Origin of the sequence: Pseudomonas sp. YQ_6, assembly GCF_043103245.1 — a bacterium.
GTDB classification, from domain to species: Bacteria; Pseudomonadota; Gammaproteobacteria; order Pseudomonadales; family Pseudomonadaceae; genus Aquipseudomonas; species Aquipseudomonas alloputida.
Window position 1 is genome coordinate 194,330 of record NZ_JBICJR010000061.1, and the last position, 18,726, is coordinate 213,055.

An 18,726-nucleotide genomic window follows, 5' to 3' on the forward strand; every position below is an offset into this window, starting at 1 on the left:
GCCCCCAACCTTGCACGGTCCCTGTAGGAGCGGCTTTAGCCGCGAAAGGGCCGTCGAGGTCGATCAAAAAAGGAATGACACACTCACTTTTTTTCGCTTGTGAGCAAAGTGCATTCCCAGCTTTCATGTAAGCGTCCGAACCCAACCAGGAAGCTAGCGATGCCCGCCAACGATTTCGTCAGCCCAGACAGCATCCGCGCGCAGTTCTCTGCCGCCATGTCGCTCATGTACAAACAGGAAGTGCCGCTGTACGGCACGCTGCTGGAGCTGGTGAGCGAAATCAACCAGCAGGTGATGGCCCAGCAACCCGAAGTGGCCGAGGCCCTGCGCTGGACCGGCGAAATCGAGCGCCTGGACCAGGAACGTCACGGCGCCATCCGCGTCGGCACCGCCGAAGAACTGGCCACCATCGCCCGCCTGTTCGCCGTCATGGGCATGCAGCCGGTCGGCTACTATGACCTCAGCTCCGCTGGCGTACCGGTGCATTCCACTGCCTTCCGCGCGGTGCACGAGCAATCGCTGCATGTCAGCCCGTTCCGTGTGTTTACCTCGCTGCTGCGCCTGGAGCTGATCGACAACCCGCAGTTGCGCGAGCTGGCACAGGGCATCCTGGCCAAGCGCCAGATCTTCACATCCCGTGCCCTCGAACTGATCGCCCAGTGTGAGCGCGAGGGTGGCCTTGACGCCGCGGATGCAGAGACGTTCGTGCAGGAAGCGCTGCACACCTTCCGCTGGCACCAGGACGCTACCGTCACTGCCGAGCAATACCAGCAGCTGCACGACCAACACCGCCTGATCGCCGATGTGGTGGCCTTCAAGGGCCCGCACATCAACCACCTGACCCCGCGTACTCTGGATATCGATGCAATCCAGCTCGGCATGCCTGCCAAGGGCATTCCGCCGAAGGCCGTGGTTGAAGGCCCACCCACACGGCGCCACCCGATCCTGCTGCGCCAGACCAGCTTCAAGGCCCTGCAGGAAACGGTCGCCTTCCGCGACCAGCAAGGCCGCGAAGGCAGCCACACCGCGCGCTTTGGCGAAATCGAGCAACGTGGCGCGGCGCTGACGCCGAAAGGTCGCCAGCTTTACGACAAGTTGCTCGACGCTACCCGCGCTGCGCTGGGCGGCGCTCCGGCCGAAGCCAATGCCGAGCGTTACATGGCGCTGCTGCAGGCAAACTTTGCCGAATTCCCGGATGACCTGGCGCAGATGCGCGAACAAGGCCTTGCATATTTCCGCTACTTCGCCACCGAGAAAGGCCTGGCCGCACGCGATCAGGAAGGCCGCCCGACCACTCTGCAAGGCTTGATCGACGCGGGCCACGTGCACTTCGAGGCGCTGGTGTACGAGGACTTCCTGCCAGTGAGTGCGGCGGGGATCTTCCAGTCCAACCTGGGTGACGATGCGCAGGCCGAATACGGCAGCAACGCCAACCGCGAAGCGTTCGAAGCGGCGTTGGGGTTGCAGGTACAGGATGAGCTGGCGCTGTATGCGCAAAGCGAGCGCCGGTCGCTGCAGGCCTGTGCACAGGCATTGAACCTGGGCTCGATGTAAATCTGTACCGGTCTCTTCGCGGGCGAGCCCGCGAAGAGGCTGGTACAGGTGATCAAAGGCGCGGCAGGATTTCCACATCCGGCAAATCCATCGCCGCCACCTCGTCTTCCAGAAACGCACTCAAGCGCCGCAAACGCTCGCCACTCGGGCGAGTGCGCGGCCATACCAGATAGTAATCCATGCCGCTGGGCACCGCCGTCGGCCATGGCAGGCTCAAGCGCTTCTGCGCCACATCTTCGGCCACCATCAGCAGGTCGCCCATGGATATCCCGTAGCCCCGCGCCGCGGCAATCATGCCCAGCTCCAGGGTATCGAACACCTGGCCGCCCTTGAGCGACACCTGGTCGCCAAGCCCCATACGCTCCAGCCATTCCCGCCAGTCACGCTTGTCCACCGTGGGGTGCAGCAGTTCGACAGAGGCCAGCCTGCACACATCCCAGGGCTCCTCGTCGAGCAGGTCCGGCGCGCCGACCGGGATCAACAGCTCAGGGAACAGCTTGCGCACCTCCCACTCCGGCGGGAATACCCCGTCGCTGAGCAACACAGCGCAATCGAACGGCTCCTGGTTGAAATCCACATGGTCGACATCCATCCAGGCGCTGGTCAGCTGCACCTCATTGCCCGGCTGCAGATGCCGAAAGCGGCTAAGGCACGCCAGCAACCAGCGCATGGTCAGGGTCGAGGGGGCTTTCATACGCAGTATGTCGTCTTCACCACACAAGGTTTCACAGGCCCGCTCAAACGCCGCGAAACCCTCGCGCACGCCCGGCAGCAGTACCCGCCCCGCTTCGGTAAGTTGCAGGCTGCGGCCACTGCGCACGAACAGGCGGCAAGCAAAATGCTCCTCCAGCGTACGGATATGCCGGCTAATGGCGCTTTGGGTGATAGAAAGCTCTTCGCCTGCACGGGTGAAGGAACTTAGCCGCGCGGCAGCTTCGAATGCGCGCAAGGCATACAGCGGTGGTAGCTGGCGTGGCATGAGGCACCTGCAATATGGGCGTGTTAGGCAAATCTCCGAGAACCCTATATACATGAGTTCAACTCATGCCAACTATCGCATTTATCCTTTTGTGCAAAGTTGACCGAAGCCTCAGAATCGCCCTTCGTTGATCACCCCAGAATGAAGGACTGCCCCCATGCACGTCGCGCCCACCACAGAACTCAAGGCTTTGCTGCGCCTGGCCGGGCCGCTGATTGCCTCGCAGTTGGCGCACATGCTGATGGTGCTGACTGACACCCTGATGATGGCCCGCATCAGCCCTCAGGCTTTGGCGGGTGGTGGCCTGGGGGCAGCCAGCTATTCGTTCGTATCGATCTTCTGCCTGGGCGTGATCGCCGCAGTCGGCACGCTGGTGGCCATCCGCAAGGGTGCCAACGACATCGAAGGAGCCACCCGACTGGCGCAGAACGGCCTATGGCTGGCCTGGGCCTTGGCGCTGTTCGCCGCGCTGGTGCTGTGGAATCTTGAACCTGTGCTGCTGCTTTTTGGGCAGAAGCCCGAGAACGTGGCCTCGGCCGCCGAATTTCTCACCCTGCTGCCACTGGCCCTGCCCGGCTATCTGACCTTCATGGCCTTGCGTGGTTTCACCAGCGCGCTGGGCCGCTCGACCCCGGTGATGGTCATCAGTTTGTTCGGCACGGTGCTCAACTACCTGTTCAACGTGGCACTGATCGAAGGCATGTTCGGCCTGCCCAAGCTGGGCCTGATGGGTATCGGCCTGGTCACTGCAGTGGTGTCGATGGGCATGGCCATTGCCTTGGCGTTGTATATCCGCTGGCATCCGGCCTATACCGCCTACCCGCTGCGCAAGGGCCTGTCACGCCCATCACTGGCGGCCCTGCGCGAGCTGTGGCGGCTGGGCCTGCCGATTGGCGGTACCTACATGGTGGAAGTGGGCCTGTTCGCCTTCGCCGCGCTGTGCATGGGCGTGCTGGGCAGCACCGAGCTGGCGGCGCACCAGATTGCCCTGCAGATCGTGTCCACGGCATTCATGGTGCCGACGGGCTTGTCCTATGCGGTGACCATGCGCGTCGGCCTGTACTACGGCGCTGGCAACCTGCTGGCGGCGCGCAGCGCCGGCCGGGTGGGCATCGGGTTCGGGGCCATGATCATGTTTGCCTTCGCCGCCCTGTTCCTGCTGCTGCCCGAAGCGCTGGTAGGGCTGTTCATCGACCGTAATGACCCGGCCTTTGCCGCGATCTTCCAGGTGGCCGTGCAGTTATTGATGGTGGCGGCATGGTTCGAACTGTTCGACGGCATGCAGACGATTGCCATGGGCTCGATCCGTGGCCTGAAAGATGCCAAGACCACCTTCCTGATCGGGTTGGTGTGCTACTGGCTGGTGGGGGCGCCGAGCGCCTGGTTGTTCACCTTTACCCTGGGCGGTGGTGCAGTAGGGATCTGGTGGGGGCTGGCACTGGGGCTGGCGTGTGCGGCGGTGGCGCTGACCTTTGGCTTTGAGTGGCGGATGAAGCGGCTGTTGGGGAAGGCTTGGGCTGCCGGGAAGGCGACGGCTTCAGCCTGACGTGAGGCCTCTTCGCGGGTAAACCCGCTCCTACAGGACAGCCTCCAACTGGCGTCCGGGCGCCTGCAGCAAATACGCCATCAATTCCCCTATCGGTAGCGGTTTGCTGACCAGGAAACCCTGCACCTGGTCGCAGCCAAACCCGCGCAGCAACGCCAGTTGCTCTTCACTCTCCACACCCTCGGCCACCACCTCGAGGTTGAGGTTGTGCGCCAGGTTGATCATGGCGTGTACCAGCTTGCGGTTCTCTTCACGCATTTCCATTTCCGCAACAAAACTGCGGTCCACCTTGAGCAAGGTGATCGGCAGGCTGTTGAGGTGCACGAACGAAGAAAACCCGGTGCCGAAATCATCGAGCGAGAAGCGCACGCCCAGGCGGCCCAGCGCGTCCATGGTCTGGCGCACCACCTCGTTGCGGCGCATCACCGCCGTCTCGGTCAGCTCGAACTCAAGCCAGCGGGCATCCACACCGTGCTCGAGGATCAGGCGACTCAACGTGGCCAGTAGCTGGCTGTCCTGGAACTGGCGGAAACTCAGGTTGACCGCCATGTGCAGCGGCTCCAGGCCGCGTTCGCACAACGCCTGCATGTCACGCAGGGCACGGGAAATAACCCAATAACCCAAGGGCACGATCAGGCCGCTCTGCTCGGCCAGTGGCACGAACTCGCTGGGCGGCAGCAGCCCGCGCTCGGCATGGCGCCAGCGCACCAGCGCCTCCAGGCCAACAATGCGCCCGTCAGCCAGGTTCAGGCGGGGCTGATAGTGCAGTTCCAGCTCGTCGCGGCGCAGGGCGCGGCGCAACTCGCTTTCCAGGTCGGCAAGGCTGCGGGCATTGCGGTTGATGCGTTCGTTGAACACATGAAAGGTGCAGCCTTGGCTGCCCTTGGCCTGACGCATGGCGATGTGCGCGTGCCACATCAGCGGATCGGCGCCGCTCTGCGCGCGAGCATGTGCAAGGCCCAGGCTGCAGCCCAGCAGCAGGCTTTCGCCGTCGATCCAGTAGGGCTCGGCCAAGGCCTCGACGATGCGTTCGGCAATCCATTCGGCGCGATTGGCATCGCGACGGGTGTCGATAAGCAGGGCGAACTCATCGCTACCCAGACGTGCCAGCTGGTCGCCCGCCTCCAGCTGATGCTTCAGCCGTGCCACCACCTGCAGGATCAACCGGTCACCGCTCTGGTGGCCCAGGGCGTCGTTGACGTGGCGGAAGTTGTCCAGGTCCAGGTGGCCAAGCGCGACACCACGGCCTTCGTTTTCGGCCAGGCGTGCATTAAGCAAAGCCTGGAAGCCCTGGCGGTTGGCGATGCCGGTCAGCGGGTCCTGCTCGGCAAGGCGCTGCAAGGTGGCGACCAGCACCCCGCGCTCTCGCACATGGCGCAGTGAGCGGCGAAGGGTATCGGCGTTGAGCTGGTCGCGCACCAGCCAGTCGCTGACAGCGCTGGGCGCGGCCTCAGGCTCGTGGTCAAGCAGCAGGATGGTCGGCAGCTCGCATCGCCTGGGGGCAGGCTGCAAGCCTGGCGTTGCCAGCACGACGGCCTGGCGATCATGGCTGAACAGACTGTCGACCGCCTCCCAGTTTGGCGCAGTCAATAGCACGGCGCTGCCACCCAGTGCAGGCATGCACGCGTGCAACGAGGCAGCCCATTCCGGCTCATCGGCCAACAGCAGCAAACGCAGAGGTTCGACAGGCGTGGACAAGCGGGCTCCTTAGGGCTTGACGGTGCAACGAGATCTGGCGGGCATGCTACTGCATTCAATGAAAATGATTTTCACTTTTATGCATGTTTTTCGATCGTAGCATTCCGACGTATTTTGTCGTGCATCCTGCGCGAAACGAATCAAACCGGCAAATATGATTTTTTCAGCTACTAGCATTAGTGACACTAATAATTAGACGGACAAAAGTCTGACTCAGACGTCAGACGGTCGCGCCACAACGGCCCCATGCCTGTTAGAATGCGCGGCTATTTTCTGGCGACCCCCGGTTTCTAGCATGTCCCGACTCAATCCCCGGCAGCAGGAAGCCCGTGACTATGTCGGCGGCCCTCTTTTGGTGCTCGCCGGTGCAGGTTCGGGCAAGACCAGCGTGATCACGCGCAAGATTGCCCACCTCATCCAGAACTGCGGCATCCGCGCCCAGTACATCGTGGCGATGACCTTCACCAACAAGGCCGCGCGCGAGATGAAGGAGCGGGTCGCCACCTTGCTGCGCCCGGGGGAAGGCCGTGGCCTCACCGTGTGTACGTTCCACAACCTGGGCCTGAACATCATCCGCAAGGAACACGAGCGCCTGGGCTACAAGCCGGGTTTCTCGATCTTCGACGAGTCCGACATCAAGGCGTTGCTGTCGGACATCATGCAGAAGGAATACTCCGGCGACGACGGCATCGACGAGATCAAGAACATGATCGGTGCCTGGAAGAACGACCTCGTTCTGCCACCAGAGGCCCTGGAAAAGGCGCGCAACCCACGCGAGCAGACCGCCGCCATCGTCTACACCCACTATCAGCGCACGCTCAAGGCGTTCAACGCGGTGGACTTCGACGACCTGATCCTGCAGCCGGTCAAACTGTTCCAGGAGCACCCCGAGGTGCTGGAGCGCTGGCAGAATCGCGTGCGTTATCTGCTGGTGGACGAATACCAGGACACCAACGCCAGCCAGTACCTGCTGGTGAAAATGCTGATCGGCATGCGCAACCAGTTCACCGTGGTGGGCGACGACGACCAGTCGATCTACGCCTGGCGCGGTGCTCGCCCTGAGAACCTGATGCTGCTCAAGGAGGACTACCCCTCCCTGAAGATCGTCATGCTCGAGCAGAACTACCGGTCCACCAGCCGCATCCTGCGCTGCGCCAACGTGTTGATCGCCAACAATCCGCATGCGTTCGAAAAGCAGCTGTGGAGCGAGATGGGCGTGGGCGACGAGATCCGCGTGATCCGCTGCAAGAACGAGGAAGCCGAGGCCGAACGCGTGGCCATGGAAATCCTCACCTTGCACCTGCGCACCAACCGACCGTACAGCGACTTTGCCATCCTTTACCGCGGCAACTACCAGGCCAAGCTGATCGAACTGAAGCTGCAGCACCACCAGGTGCCGTATCGCCTGTCGGGCGGCAACAGTTTCTTCGGCCGCCAGGAGGTCAAGGACCTGATGGCCTACCTGCGCTTGCTGGTGAACCCGGACGACGACAACGCCTATCTGCGGGTAATCAACGTACCGCGCCGGGAAATCGGCTCCACCACCCTGGAAAAGCTCGGCAACTACGCCACCGAGCGCGGCATTTCGATGTACGCCGCCAGCGAGGAGCTGGGCCTGGGCGAGCACTTGGACGCCCGCTACACCGAGCGTTTGCAGCGCTTCAAGCATTGGCTGGATGGGGTGCGCCACAAGGTTGCCCTGGAAGACCCGATTGCCGCGCTGCACGAGATGATCCGCGACATCGACTACGAAAACTGGATCCGCCAGCAGACTGCCAGCGACAAGGCTGCAGAGTTCCGGATCAGCAACGTCTGGTTCCTGGTGGAAGCGCTGAAAAACACCCTCGAGAAGGACGAAGAGGGTGACATGACCATCGAAGACGCCATCGGCAAGTTGGTGCTGCGCGACATGCTCGAGCGCCAGCAGGAAGAAGAAGAGAACGCCGAAGGTGTGCAGATGATGACCCTGCATGCCTCCAAGGGCTTGGAATTCCCCTACGTGTTCATCATGGGCATGGAAGAGGAAATCCTCCCGCACCGCTCCAGCATCGAGGCCGACACCATCGAAGAGGAACGCCGTCTGGCCTACGTGGGCATCACCCGCGCGCGCCAGACCCTGGCCTTCACCTTCGCCGCCAAGCGCAAGCAGTACGGTGAAATCATCGATTGCACGCCCAGCCGGTTCCTCGACGAACTGCCTCCGGACGACCTGGCCTGGGAGGGCCTGGACGACGCGCCGGTCGAGGTGAAGGCCGCTCGCGGCAACAACGCCCTGGCCGATATCCGGGCAATGCTCAAACGCTGATCAACCATTACTCTTTAACTTTGCCGCTTTTAGCGGCCACGGTGGTTTGTATGGCCGATTTGAGCTCACAGATCGGCCATACAGACCACTATCTACATCGAGGAAATCACAGTGGAAGCACTGCATCAGAAGATTCGCGAAGAAGGCATCGTGCTTTCCGATCAGGTTCTCAAAGTCGACGCGTTTCTCAACCACCAGATCGATCCCGCGCTGATGCAGCTGATCGGTGACGAGTTCGCTCGCCTGTTCGCCGACGCCGGCGTGACCAAGATCGTTACCATCGAAGCCTCGGGCATTGCCCCGGCGGTGATGACCGGTCTGAAACTGGGTGTGCCGGTCATCTTCGCTCGCAAGCACCAGTCGCTGACCCTGACCGAGAACCTGCTGACCGCCTCGGTATATTCCTTCACCAAGCAGACCGAGAACACCGTGGCTATCTCGCCGCGTCACCTCAACAGCAGCGACCGCGTGCTGGTGATCGACGACTTCCTGGCCAACGGCAAAGCCTCGCAGGCGCTGATCTCGATCATCAAGCAGGCAGGCGCCACCGTGGCGGGCCTGGGTATCGTGATCGAGAAGTCGTTCCAGGGCGGCCGTGCCGAACTGGACAGCCAGGGCTACCGCGTTGAATCGCTGGCCCGGGTGAAGTCGCTGGAAGGTGGTGTGGTCAGCTTCATCGAATAAGGCCTCACCGCCCCGGCGTAGGAGCGGGTTTACCTGCGAATGCGATGGCAGATTCAATATCGCATTCGCGGGTAAACCCGCTCCTACACGGGGCCAGTGTGCGCAGGGGATTAACTTGTAGCCTGTAAGCCTGCCAGCAGTAGCCGCTGATAAAGCTCCTCTTTCAACCCTTGCGGAACCTCCAGCCCCATCCGCGCCAGATGTCGCTCATACCCCTCCGGCCCCGGCGCATCCAACGCTGCCTTGCCCAGCTCCAACACCTCGCTCAGCTTGAACTTGCTCTTCAACCAGTTCAGCGCCCGCAACAGATCCCGCTCCTCGGCCGTAAAGTCGGTGCCCATCGGATACTCCGGGAACAGCCGCGCATGCTGTGCCCTGATCGCCGCCAGGCGTTCCGGGGTATTGTCGGTAAAGCGCGCCTCCAGCTGAAAGTCGTCGGCCAGCTTGCCAGCTTCTTTTGCCTGCTTGATCAGGCCCGGCTGGAACCGCGAATCGCTCACCGCCAACAACCGCGCAATCACCTCGCTGTCAGTCTGCCCACGCAAGTCCGCAATGCCGTACTCGGTCACCACGATATCGCGCAGGTGCCGGGGAATGGTGCAGTGGCCATAGGTCCAGAACAGGTTCGAGGTCACCTCTCCGCCTGCCTCGCGCCAACTGCGCAATAGCAGGATCGAACGCCCGCCCTCCAGCGCATGGCCCTGGGCAACGAAGTTGTACTGCCCGCCCACGCCACTGAGCACGCGGCCGTCTTCAAGCTGGTCGGCCACCCCGGCACCGAGCAGGGTCATGCCGAACGCGGTGTTGATGAAGCGCGCATCACGACGTTGTCGGCGCTTGATTTCCTCCTGCCCATATAGCTCGTTGATGAAGCTGATACGGGTCATGACGAACTGTGCGCGCTGCTCCAGCGGCATCTCGCGCAAGCGCTGGTAGAACGCTTGCGGGCCGAGGAAAAAGCCGCCATGCAGTATTGCGCCCTGCTCGTCCGCCGGGCGTCGTAGCAGCCCTGCTTCAGCCAGCACCAGCAGGCCGTTGACGAACATCTCGCTGCAGCCGTACAAGCCATGAGCAAAGGTGTCCAGGCCCCCTTCTCGCTCGATCAATGCCTGCCACGGTCCGACATCCAGCGCCTTGAGCACCGCACGGTAACCGGCGTTGTCGCCCTGACGTGCCAGCAATGCCGCGGCAACCGCATCGCCCATGGCACCAATGCCGATCTGCAGCGTACCGCCATCGCGTACCAAGCTGCTGGCGTGCAGGCCGATGCAGTGGTCCTGGATGCCGACCGGCATGTTTGGCGTAGAAAACAGCCGACGTTGCTCGGCTTCGTCGAGCAGCAGGTCGAACGCATCGATAGGCAGCTCGGCATCGCCTGGCATATAGGGCAGTTCGGCATGCACCTGGCCCAGCATAAGGATGGTTTCGCCAGCCGCGCGGCGCTTGGCGATCATCGGCAGCAGGTCGAGGGTGATGTCTGGGTTGCAGGCCAGGCTCAGGTGCACGGGCTTCTCGGGGGTGGCGGCCACCAACTGGGCGATCAGGTTCAGGCCTTTGGCGTTGATATCCCGTGCGGCGTGGCTGTAGTTGCTGCTGACGTAGTCCTGCTGCGCCGATTCGCTGTGCAGCAGGCTACCGGGCTGCATGAAAAACTGTTCGACCCGAATATTGGGTGGCAACGTGTCGTTGCGCAGGTCTGCGAGGTAACTGAGCTCTTCGTAGTCAGCGAACGTTCGCTCGACGAAGGGTTCGAGAAAGCGCCGCTGCAGGCCATCGCCCAGTGGCGGGCGGCCGAGGGAAAGTGCGGTGTAGATGGTCAGGCGCCGTTCGGGCAGCTCGCGTACGCGGGCGTAAAGCGCGTTGACGAAGGCGTTGGGTTTCCCCAGGCCCAAAGGCAGGCCCATATGGATATGGGCTGGCAGCCGGGACAAGACCTGCTCGACAGCCTGGTCGATGGAGCAGAGGTGCATGGGGCCTCCTGAAACATCCGTGGGTTCAGGGGTTGGACATGAGCTCAAGCGGGTTGGTTGCCTAGGGCATACTCCGGTCAACCCCATCTTACTTTAAGCGTCTTACTAATTAAAAATGGAAATGCCACTTCTTCGCTCACATGAACCTTATGATAAGCGTTCTTTCCGATCACTATCGCATTTTTATGAGCATACCAATAGTCCTTACCGTTAACCCAGGACTCAGACTCATGCACATAAAACCCTACTATTGATCCATCCGGACCTGTATAGTTACTGGCCGCGTCTATATTCGTCGTGCCATAAACGTGCGCGCCGTAAGATCCATTCTTTGCATAGCGAGGATCAAGCCCGTTCAACAATGATTGAACATGCTTTTTCTGAGTGCCATGCACCATCCTCAATACATAGCCATCCGGCACACTTTTCGGCGATTTCACCACATTGATCTTGGTATGGGAAGGTATATTACTGTATGTCTTGGTAATTACTTCAGTTTCAAAAACAATCGCCCGGTGCAATTTACCAAGCGTCGTAGGCTTTATCTTTGGAAAAAAATACCTGAACAATCGCGAGATAGGTTTGAATAAAGAGAAATAACCACTCGGATCTTCCCGGTTTACCGGATCCCCTAGACAGTAGGCATATGAGTTCAGACCACCCGCTGCGAACGGGCTCATGCTGTCGGGGCTAATGAAGCGCATCAATGATGGGTTGAATGCTCGACGACCGTTACCCAGTAGATAACAGCCGGTAACAGGATCCTGTCGGCCACCATTAAAACCGAGCACGGCCTGGAAAATCGAGAGATAGCCATAAGGCGAATAGGCCAGATGCCGAAGGGCGCTGCCGGGGATCAGCTTTTGCGGCTGTGTTCGACCGGCTGCATGTTGCTCGGGACAGTTATCGCCCAGATCCATTGTTAGCCACCACCGCAATCAGAAGCGTCAGTGTTCTTCAGAACCCTGAAAAATAGAACTGGTAAAAATGCTAGTTCTCATGGAATCAGGCTCAGCCCGATCGGGGCTTCTGGAGACATCCATGGACATGGCTCTAGCGGGTTGGTTGCCTGTGCTGGACCTTTCGCGGGCACGCCCGCTCCCACAGGATAACCATAATCCTCAGATTCTGTGGGGGGCTTGTGGGAGCGGGCAAGCCCGCGAAAGGGCCAGCGCAGGCATCACAAAAACAAAGCCCGCCATCAACGGCGGGCCTCATGCAATTCAGCTGTAAATCACAGCCCGGACATTTTCTTGATCGCCCCTTTCAGGTCTTCATCCGAGCAGTCTGCACAGGTGCCCTTTGGCGGCATGGCGTTGATACCAGTAATGGCCTTGGCCAGGATGCCATCCAGACCACCCTGGTGGTCGGCGCGTTCTTTCCACGCGGCGGTGTCACCAATTTTAGGCGCGCCGAGCAAGCCGCTGCCATGGCAGGCATTGCAGTGCTTGGCGATGATTTCATCCGGTGTCTTGGCTCCCCCGCCACCTGCTGCAGCGGCCACTTCCATGCCTTTGCACTCCTGGCCCTGGACGCACACCTGGCCAACCGGCTCCAGGCGTTTGGCAATGTCGTCATTGGTCGCAGCGGTTGCGCTCATTGCCCAGAGGGCGAATACGGCTGCTGGTACGGCCAGCATCTTCTTGATTTGATTCACGCGAACACCCTCATGGTGGCTAATCACGCTCGCGGCCACGGATCGGCGAGCGTTGAAAAGTATAGCGGGAACCCAGAGGCCGTGAAACGACCCCACACAGGAAAGGGGTATTGCCGAATCAATGCACTGCGCTGGATCAAAAGTTTGAAGGCGTCGCCGCACTGATCAGCCGCGCCGGCTGGTCGAATGGGTTGCGGAAGCGGTGCGGGCGGGTGCTTTCGAAGTAGTAGCTGTCGCCTTCTTCGAGAACGAAAATCTCGTTGCCGACCACCAGCTCCAGGCGGCCTTCAAGCAGGATACCGGTCTCCTCGCCGTCGTGGGTGAGCATCTCGGCACCGGTGTCCGCACCTGGCGGGTACACCTCGGTCAGAAAAGCGATGGCACGGTTGGGGTGCGACTTGCCCACCAGCTTCATGGTCACCGCACCGTCCGAGATATCGATCAGCTCATGGGCCTTGTAGACGATCTGAGTGGGGCTTTGGGGCTCCAGCTCGACCGAAAAGAATTCGACCATGGACATGGGAATGCCGCTCAGCACTTTGCGCAGCGAGCTGATAGAGGGGCTTACGCTGTTCTTCTCGATCATCGAGATGGTGCTGTTGGTCACGCCAGCACGCTTGGCGAGTTCGCGCTGCGACAGGCCCTTGAGCTTGCGGATGGCTTGCAGTCGTTCGCCGACGTCCAAAGCTGGAGCCTCCTGAAACGGTAAAAGGGGGGTGGATGTGAACGATATCATGGCAATGCCGTTCAGTATTTACAACACACCGCCCCCAACCTGTCCGCTTCAGCGTCTCATTCGCCGATGTAGTCCCGTGGTACCCGCTTCAGGTTACAGAAGATCTGATAGGGAATAGTGCCCGCATGCGCGGCCACTTCACTGGCCAGCACCTGCTTGCCCCAGAATTCGACCGGGCTGCCGACAGTGGCTTGCGGTACGTCGGTGAGGTCGATGCTGAGCATGTCCATCGACACCCGGCCGATCAGCTGGGTGCGCTTGCCAGCGACCAGCACCGGGGTGCCGTTGGGCGCCTGGCGCGGGTAGCCATCGGCATAGCCCATGGCGACCACACCCACGCGGGTCGGCCGAGGGCTGACGAACTTGGCACCATAGCCAACCGGCTCGCCGGCAGGCAGCTCGCGCACGCTGATCACCCGCGATTGCAGGGTCATCACCGGTTGCAGGCGTGCGGCCTCGGCCTGCGCCACTTCGAACGGCGTGGCGCCGTATAGCATCAGGCCTGGGCGCACCCAGTCGCTGGGCGCTTGCGGCCAGCCCAGCACGCCGGGCGAGTTACGCAGGCTGCATTCGGCGGCCAGGCCCAGTCGGGCAGCTTCGAACACAGCGATTTGCTGGGAGGTAGCGTCAGCGTCCAGTTCGTCGGCGCGAGCGAAGTGGCTCATCAACACGATGCGCGAAACCTTGCCGCTGGCCAGCAGTCGCTGGTAGGCATCGTGGTAGTCCTTGGGGTGCAGGCCAACGCGGTGCATGCCACTGTCCAGCTTCAGCCAGACGTTGAGCGGTTTGTGCAGCGGGGTTTTCTCGATGGCTTCCAGTTGCCACAGCGAGTGCACCACGCACCACAGGTCGTGCTCGGCGATCAGCGCCAGTTCGCTGGCTTCGAAAAAACCTTCCAGCAGCAGTACCGGGGCTTTGATACCGGCGGCGCGCAGTTCCAGCGCCTCTTCGATGCAGGCCACGGCAAAGCCGTCGGCTTCGGCCTCCAGGGCCAGGGCGCAGCGCACGGCGCCGTGGCCGTAGGCATCGGCCTTGATCACGGCGAGGGCTTTGGCACCCGTCAGTTCACGGGCCAGACGGTAGTTGTGGCGCAGGGCCTGGAGGTCGATCAGGGCGCGGGCGGGACGCATGGCGGCTGCCTTATGGTGGTTCGGGTTGAAATCGGTGGTGGATTCTTCGCGGGCTTGCCCGCTCCCACAGGTAGTGCACAGCTTTCAAAAGCTGTGGTGTTCCTGTGGGAGCGGGCAAGCCCGCGAATGGGCCGGCACAGGCTATTACTGCTGGTGAACCGGCGCGCTTTGCCCGTGCTTGGTCGCTTCCCGGCTGTTGCCATAACGGGAGATATCCAGGCCTTCGGCACTGATCTGCGGCTTCTTGCGCGCAATCAGGTCGGCCAGCAGGCGGCCGGAACCGCACGCCATGGTCCAGCCCAAGGTACCGTGACCGGTGTTCAGGAACAGGTTGCGGAACGCTGTGGCACCCACGATCGGCGTGCCGTCCGGGGTCGCCGGGCGCAAGCCGGTCCAGAAGCTGGCCTGACTCAGGTCACCGCCGCGAGGATAAAGGTCGTTGACGATCATCTCCAGCGTTTCGCGCCGACGCGGGTTCAGCGACAGGTCAAAACCAGCGATTTCAGCCATGCCACCAACGCGGATGCGGTTGTCGAAACGGGTGATGGCAACCTTGTAGGTCTCGTCGAGAATGGTCGAAGTCGGGGCCATGTCGCTGTTGGTGATCGGCACGGTCAGCGAATAGCCTTTCAGCGGATACACCGGAGCCTTGATGCCCAGCGGCTTGAGCATCTGTGGCGAGTAGCTGCCCAGCGCCAGCACGTAGCGGTCTGCCGTCTCCAGCTTGCCGTCGATCCACACGCCATTGATGCGGTCACCGGCGAAGTCCAAGCGCTGGATGTCCTGGCCGAAGCGGAACTCCACGCCCAACTTCAACGCCATGTCGGCAAGCTTGGTGGTAAACAGCTGGCAGTCGCCAGTCTGGTCGTTCGGCAGGCGCAGGGCGCCGGCCAGGATATCTTTCACGCCGGCCAGGGCGGGTTCGACGCGGGCAATGCCGTCGCGGTCGAGCAGCTCGTAGGGCACACCGGACTGTTCGAGTACGGCAATGTCCTTGGCCGCAGCATCGACCTGGGCCTGGGTGCGGAACAGCTGGGTGGTGCCCAGGCTGCGGTTTTCGTAATTGATGCCGGTTTCGGCGCGCAGCTCGTCGAGGCAGTCACGGCTGTACTCGGACAGGCGCACCATGCGCTCCTTGTTCACCGCGTAGCGGCTGGCAGTGCAGTTGCGCAGCATCTGTGCCATCCACAGGTACTGGTCGACATCGCCCGTGAGCTTGATGGCCAGAGGGGCGTGACGCTCCAGCAGCCACTTGATGGCTTTGAGCGGTACACCAGGGGCAGCCCAGGGCGAGGCATAGCCGGGCGAGATCTGGCCGGCGTTGGCAAAGCTGGTTTCCATGGCCACCGCCGGCTGGCGGTCGACCACCGTGACTTCGAAACCTTGCCGGGCCAGGTAATAGGCACTGGCGGTTCCGATTACACCGCTACCAAGTACCAGAACTCGCATCGTTTTATCCCTCACACGCGGCGCGCCGCACACTTTTATTGAAATGGCATGAATGGGCGCAGTATAGGAATTTGAGACCAGTGCAATTCACTATATAAAAGCCTATTATTGGCGAGAATTCTCGGCAAAATCGCCTTTCACGGAGGGGCATCCCCTATGAGAACCCAGCACCAGACCAAGCGTGAACTGGACAAGATCGACCGCAACATCCTGCGTATCCTGCAGAATGACGGGCGTATTTCCTTCACCGAACTGGGCGAGAAAGTTGGGCTGTCCACCACCCCTTGTACCGAGCGGGTTCGCCGCCTGGAGCGCGAGGGCATCATCATGGGCTACAACGCCCGCCTGAACCCGCAACACCTCAAGGGCAGCCTGCTGGTGTTCGTGGAAATCAGCCTGGACTACAAGTCGGGCGATACCTTCGAGGAGTTCCGCCGCGCGGTCTTGAAGCTGCCCCACGTGCTGGAATGCCACCTGGTGTCGGGTGATTTCGACTACCTGGTGAAAGCGCGTATTTCGGAAATGGCCTCATACCGCAAGCTGCTCGGCGACATCCTGCTGAAACTGCCGCACGTGCGCGAATCGAAGAGCTACATCGTGATGGAAGAGGTGAAGGAGAGCCTCTGCCTGCCGATCCCGGACTGAGGCTACACCAGCACCTGGCGGGTGGTGGCAATGAACTGGTGGACCAACTGTTCAGCGGCGGGGTCGATCATCGGTTCAGGGCCACGACCACGCGGGCAGGCCATGCGCGGGGTGGTACCGAACAGCCGGCAGATCATCGGCCGCTCTTCATACACCGTGCAGCCGTGGGGGCCCAAGTGCACGCAGTCCAGACGCTCCAGAGCAGCGTCCTGCTCGGCTTGGGACTTGCGCGGCAGGCGGGCCATTTCTTCCGCCGAGGTGGTGACCGGGCCGCAGCAGTCGTGGCAGCCGGGCTCGCACTCGAAAGAGGGGATTAGTTCGCGCAGGAAGTGGATCTTGTGGCGGTTGCAGGACATGACGGGATACAAGCTGACAAAGTGATTGGATTATAGGCTTATTTGCGGGTTCACCCGCGAACGAGTATGAAGCCCTCGCTGGTTGCCCGGCCGCGATGGCACAGCTTATCCTCGTCCCCCCTCCATTTTTAAGGGCCGCCCCAATGATCCACAGCGCGCAGCACGCCGCCTCCTATTACGCCGCCAGCAGCGCGCCACACCCCGACCACGCCTTCCTGCAAGGCGAACACAACGCCGACGTGTGCATCATCGGCGGCGGCTACTCGGGCCTGAACACCGCCATTGAGCTGGCAGAGCGTGGTTTCTCGGTCATCCTGCTGGAAGCGCGCAAACTTGGCTGGGGTGCCAGTGGGCGCAATGGCGGTCAACTGATCCGAGGGGTCGGCCATGGTCTGGAGCAGTTCCTCCCGGTCATCGGCGAAGAAGGCGTGCGCACCATGAAACTGATGGGCCTGGAGGCCGTACAGATCGTGCGCGAGCGGGTAGAAAAGCATGCCATCGCCTGCGACCTGGCCTGGGGCTACTGCGACCTGGCCAACAAACCCGCCGAGCTGCTGGGCTTTGCCCAAGACGCCGAGGAGCTGCGCAGCCTGGGCTATGCACATGAGTTGCGGCTGGTCGGCAAGAACGATATCCACAGCGTGGTGGGTGCCGACTGCTATGTGGGGGGGCTGGTCGACATGGGCTCCGGGCATCTGCATCCGCTCAATCTGGCATTGGGTGAAGCCGCCGCAGCCGCCCGCCTGGGCGTGAAATTGTTCGAGCAATCCGAAGTCACCCGCATCGACTACGGCACTGAAGTGCAGGTGCATACTGCCCAAGGCCGGGTACGCGCCAAGACCCTGGTACTGTGCTGCAACGCCTACCACAACGACCTCAATCGCGAGCTGGGCGGCAAGGTGCTGCCGGCCGGCAGCTACATCATCGCCACCGAGCCGCTGGGCGAAGAACGCGCACGCGCCTTGCTGCCACAGAATATGGCGGTGTGTGACCAGCGCGTGGCGCTGGACTACTACCGTCTGTCCGCCGACCACCGCCTGCTGTTTGGCGGTGCCTGCCACTATTCTGGCCGCGACCCGAAGGACATCGCCGCCTATATGCGGCCGAAGATGCTCAAGGTGTTCCCGCAGCTTGCCGACGTGCGCATCGACTACCAGTGGGGCGGCATGATCGGCATTGGTGCCAATCGCCTGCCGCAGGTTGGCCGACTGGCCAGCCAGCCGAACGTGTATTACGCCCAGGCCTACTCGGGCCATGGGCTCAACGCCACCCACCTGGCCGCGCGCCTGCTGGGTGAAGCCATCAGTGGCCAGGAAAGCGGGCGCTTCGACCTTTTCAACAAGGTGCCGCACATCACCTTCCCTGGCGGCAAGCACCTGCGCTCGCCACTGCTGGCGCTGGGGATGCTGTGGCATCGCCTCAAAGAGCTGGCCTGAAAGTCCCCATCCTTGTGGCAGCAACTGTCTTGCTTAAAATCTAAAAGCTGACTAGCCCCCTGTGGGAGCGGGCGTGCCCGCGAACACGGGCGAAGCCCGTGCCATCCTCTGCGACGCCTGCTTCGCGGGCATGCCCGCTCCCACAGGGTCGGTGCAAGTTTCAAGTCTGGGGCACAACAGGCCCTCCAGCGACCACCGTGTCAGTCCTTCCAGAAGGGTTTCCGCCCTTCGATCCGGGCCTGCTCCCAGCTCAGCCCGACATCGCGCAACTCGTCATCGGTCAGCTGCAGCAACGCCCTGCGGGTATGCCAGCGATGCAGCATCAGCCCCCAACGCCCCAAACCCTCTGGCGCGTTGAACACCTTGGCCTGCTGCCCGGCTTCCAGTTCCTTGGCCAACAGTTGCAAGCGCACATCGCTCATGCCACCCATCACCGCATCCTCCCGTCCAGTTGTTACCGTGGAGAAAGCATGCGCGTCGGCACCCTCGACAATACAGATCCAATACAGCCTTATTATTCCCATACAGAATTGGCCGCTGGCCGACTGAATGCTGTATTTTCAGCCCAACTGTACCGGTCG

At 61.7% G+C, this 18,726-nt stretch carries 15 protein-coding genes and 1 pseudogene; 6 read left to right on the top strand and 10 right to left on the bottom strand.

Going from position 1 to position 18,726, the window contains the following annotated elements; genetic code table 11:
- Positions 1-159 precede the first annotated feature (159 nt).
- A complete protein-coding gene (locus ACF8FG_RS21490; RefSeq protein ID WP_019436536.1) occupies positions 160-1,554 on the top strand; it encodes a VOC family protein in 1,395 nt (464 codons plus the stop codon).
- A gap of 52 nt (positions 1,555-1,606) precedes the next feature.
- Here the strand turns inward: ACF8FG_RS21490 and ACF8FG_RS21495 are convergent, their stop codons facing one another.
- Complete coding sequence (locus tag ACF8FG_RS21495) at positions 1,607-2,533, bottom strand: LysR substrate-binding domain-containing protein (protein WP_020193762.1); 927 nt, start codon at positions 2,531-2,533, stop codon at positions 1,607-1,609.
- Positions 2,534-2,690: 157 nt separating this feature from the next.
- Between ACF8FG_RS21495 and ACF8FG_RS21500 the strand changes: the two genes are divergently transcribed.
- A complete protein-coding gene (locus ACF8FG_RS21500; protein WP_014592837.1) occupies positions 2,691-4,079 on the top strand; it encodes a NorM family multidrug efflux MATE transporter in 1,389 nt (462 codons plus the stop codon).
- A gap of 30 nt (positions 4,080-4,109) precedes the next feature.
- Here ACF8FG_RS21500 and ACF8FG_RS21505 read toward each other — a convergent pair whose 3' ends face one another.
- Positions 4,110-5,777: a bifunctional diguanylate cyclase/phosphodiesterase gene (locus tag ACF8FG_RS21505; protein WP_318078862.1), complete on the bottom strand. Its 1,668-nt coding sequence runs from the start codon at positions 5,775-5,777 to the stop codon at positions 4,110-4,112.
- A gap of 295 nt (positions 5,778-6,072) precedes the next feature.
- Here ACF8FG_RS21505 and rep point away from each other — a divergent pair, with 295 nt between their 5' ends.
- Positions 6,073-8,082 carry a DNA helicase Rep gene (rep, locus tag ACF8FG_RS21510; protein ID WP_003253537.1) on the top strand — a complete coding sequence of 670 codons (2,010 nt, stop codon included), beginning with the start codon at positions 6,073-6,075 and terminating at the stop codon, positions 8,080-8,082.
- A 111-nt stretch (positions 8,083-8,193) separates the two neighbouring features.
- Positions 8,194-8,766 (top strand): xanthine phosphoribosyltransferase, encoded by a 573-nt coding sequence (locus ACF8FG_RS21515; RefSeq protein ID WP_003253535.1) that lies wholly within the window; start codon positions 8,194-8,196, stop codon positions 8,764-8,766.
- Positions 8,767-8,876: 110 nt separating this feature from the next.
- On the opposite strand, the gene ACF8FG_RS21520 is transcribed toward ACF8FG_RS21515, so the two are convergent.
- The 6 genes and pseudogenes from ACF8FG_RS21520 to dadA all read right to left on the bottom strand — a co-directional run bounded on the left by ACF8FG_RS21520 (position 8,877) and on the right by dadA (position 15,708).
- Positions 8,877-10,736 (bottom strand): acetyl-CoA hydrolase/transferase C-terminal domain-containing protein, encoded by a 1,860-nt coding sequence (locus tag ACF8FG_RS21520; RefSeq protein ID WP_318078863.1) that lies wholly within the window; start codon positions 10,734-10,736, stop codon positions 8,877-8,879.
- Between the two features lie 77 nt (positions 10,737-10,813).
- Positions 10,814-11,572 (bottom strand): annotated as a pseudogene (locus ACF8FG_RS21525) (RHS repeat-associated core domain-containing protein); the annotation flags it as partial.
- A gap of 398 nt (positions 11,573-11,970) precedes the next feature.
- Positions 11,971-12,375, bottom strand: a complete 405-nt coding sequence (locus tag ACF8FG_RS21530) for a cytochrome c5 family protein (RefSeq protein WP_033723760.1) — start codon at positions 12,373-12,375, stop codon at positions 11,971-11,973.
- Between the two features lie 154 nt (positions 12,376-12,529).
- The gene (locus ACF8FG_RS21535; protein ID WP_003253526.1) at positions 12,530-13,078 is read right to left on the bottom strand and encodes a cupin domain-containing protein; all 549 of its coding nucleotides are present in this window, start codon (positions 13,076-13,078) and stop codon (positions 12,530-12,532) included.
- A gap of 107 nt (positions 13,079-13,185) precedes the next feature.
- Positions 13,186-14,259, bottom strand: a complete 1,074-nt coding sequence (gene alr, locus ACF8FG_RS21540; RefSeq protein ID WP_019436933.1) for an alanine racemase — start codon at positions 14,257-14,259, stop codon at positions 13,186-13,188.
- Between the two features lie 144 nt (positions 14,260-14,403).
- Positions 14,404-15,708: a D-amino acid dehydrogenase gene (gene dadA, locus ACF8FG_RS21545; RefSeq protein ID WP_119713178.1), complete on the bottom strand. Its 1,305-nt coding sequence runs from the start codon at positions 15,706-15,708 to the stop codon at positions 14,404-14,406.
- 156 nt (positions 15,709-15,864) lie between these two features.
- Here dadA and ACF8FG_RS21550 point away from each other — a divergent pair, with 156 nt between their 5' ends.
- Complete coding sequence (locus ACF8FG_RS21550) at positions 15,865-16,353, top strand: Lrp/AsnC ligand binding domain-containing protein (RefSeq protein ID WP_003253520.1); 489 nt, start codon at positions 15,865-15,867, stop codon at positions 16,351-16,353.
- A gap of 2 nt (positions 16,354-16,355) precedes the next feature.
- Here ACF8FG_RS21550 and ACF8FG_RS21555 read toward each other — a convergent pair whose 3' ends face one another.
- The gene (locus ACF8FG_RS21555) at positions 16,356-16,709 is read right to left on the bottom strand and encodes a YkgJ family cysteine cluster protein (protein ID WP_012054091.1); all 354 of its coding nucleotides are present in this window, start codon (positions 16,707-16,709) and stop codon (positions 16,356-16,358) included.
- A gap of 143 nt (positions 16,710-16,852) precedes the next feature.
- On the opposite strand from ACF8FG_RS21555, the gene ACF8FG_RS21560 reads away from it, so the two are divergent.
- Positions 16,853-18,145: an FAD-binding oxidoreductase gene (locus tag ACF8FG_RS21560; RefSeq protein WP_014592843.1), complete on the top strand. Its 1,293-nt coding sequence runs from the start codon at positions 16,853-16,855 to the stop codon at positions 18,143-18,145.
- 200 nt (positions 18,146-18,345) lie between these two features.
- Here the strand turns inward: ACF8FG_RS21560 and ACF8FG_RS21565 are convergent, their stop codons facing one another.
- Positions 18,346-18,576 carry a DUF1127 domain-containing protein gene (locus tag ACF8FG_RS21565; protein ID WP_003253515.1) on the bottom strand — a complete coding sequence of 77 codons (231 nt, stop codon included), beginning with the start codon at positions 18,574-18,576 and terminating at the stop codon, positions 18,346-18,348.
- Positions 18,577-18,726 lie beyond the last annotated feature (150 nt).

What these genes read in the sequence shown, in the direction of transcription:
- ACF8FG_RS21490 (WP_019436536.1), top strand. Translation starts at nt 160, where the DNA reads ATGCCCGCCAACGATTTCGTCAGCCCAGACAGCATCCGCGCGCAGTTC.
- ACF8FG_RS21495 (WP_020193762.1), bottom strand. Translation starts at nt 2,533, where the DNA reads ATGCCACGCCAGCTACCACCGCTGTATGCCTTGCGCGCATTCGAAGCT.
- ACF8FG_RS21500 (WP_014592837.1), top strand. Translation starts at nt 2,691, where the DNA reads ATGCACGTCGCGCCCACCACAGAACTCAAGGCTTTGCTGCGCCTGGCC.
- rep (WP_003253537.1), top strand. Translation starts at nt 6,073, where the DNA reads ATGTCCCGACTCAATCCCCGGCAGCAGGAAGCCCGTGACTATGTCGGC.
- ACF8FG_RS21520 (WP_318078863.1), bottom strand. Translation starts at nt 10,736, where the DNA reads ATGCACCTCTGCTCCATCGACCAGGCTGTCGAGCAGGTCTTGTCCCGG.
- ACF8FG_RS21530 (WP_033723760.1), bottom strand. Translation starts at nt 12,375, where the DNA reads ATGCTGGCCGTACCAGCAGCCGTATTCGCCCTCTGGGCAATGAGCGCA.
- alr (WP_019436933.1), bottom strand. Translation starts at nt 14,259, where the DNA reads ATGCGTCCCGCCCGCGCCCTGATCGACCTCCAGGCCCTGCGCCACAAC.
- dadA (WP_119713178.1), bottom strand. Translation starts at nt 15,708, where the DNA reads ATGCGAGTTCTGGTACTTGGTAGCGGTGTAATCGGAACCGCCAGTGCC.
- ACF8FG_RS21550 (WP_003253520.1), top strand. Translation starts at nt 15,865, where the DNA reads ATGAGAACCCAGCACCAGACCAAGCGTGAACTGGACAAGATCGACCGC.
- ACF8FG_RS21555 (WP_012054091.1), bottom strand. Translation starts at nt 16,709, where the DNA reads ATGTCCTGCAACCGCCACAAGATCCACTTCCTGCGCGAACTAATCCCC.
- ACF8FG_RS21560 (WP_014592843.1), top strand. Translation starts at nt 16,853, where the DNA reads ATGATCCACAGCGCGCAGCACGCCGCCTCCTATTACGCCGCCAGCAGC.
- ACF8FG_RS21565 (WP_003253515.1), bottom strand. Translation starts at nt 18,576, where the DNA reads ATGGGTGGCATGAGCGATGTGCGCTTGCAACTGTTGGCCAAGGAACTG.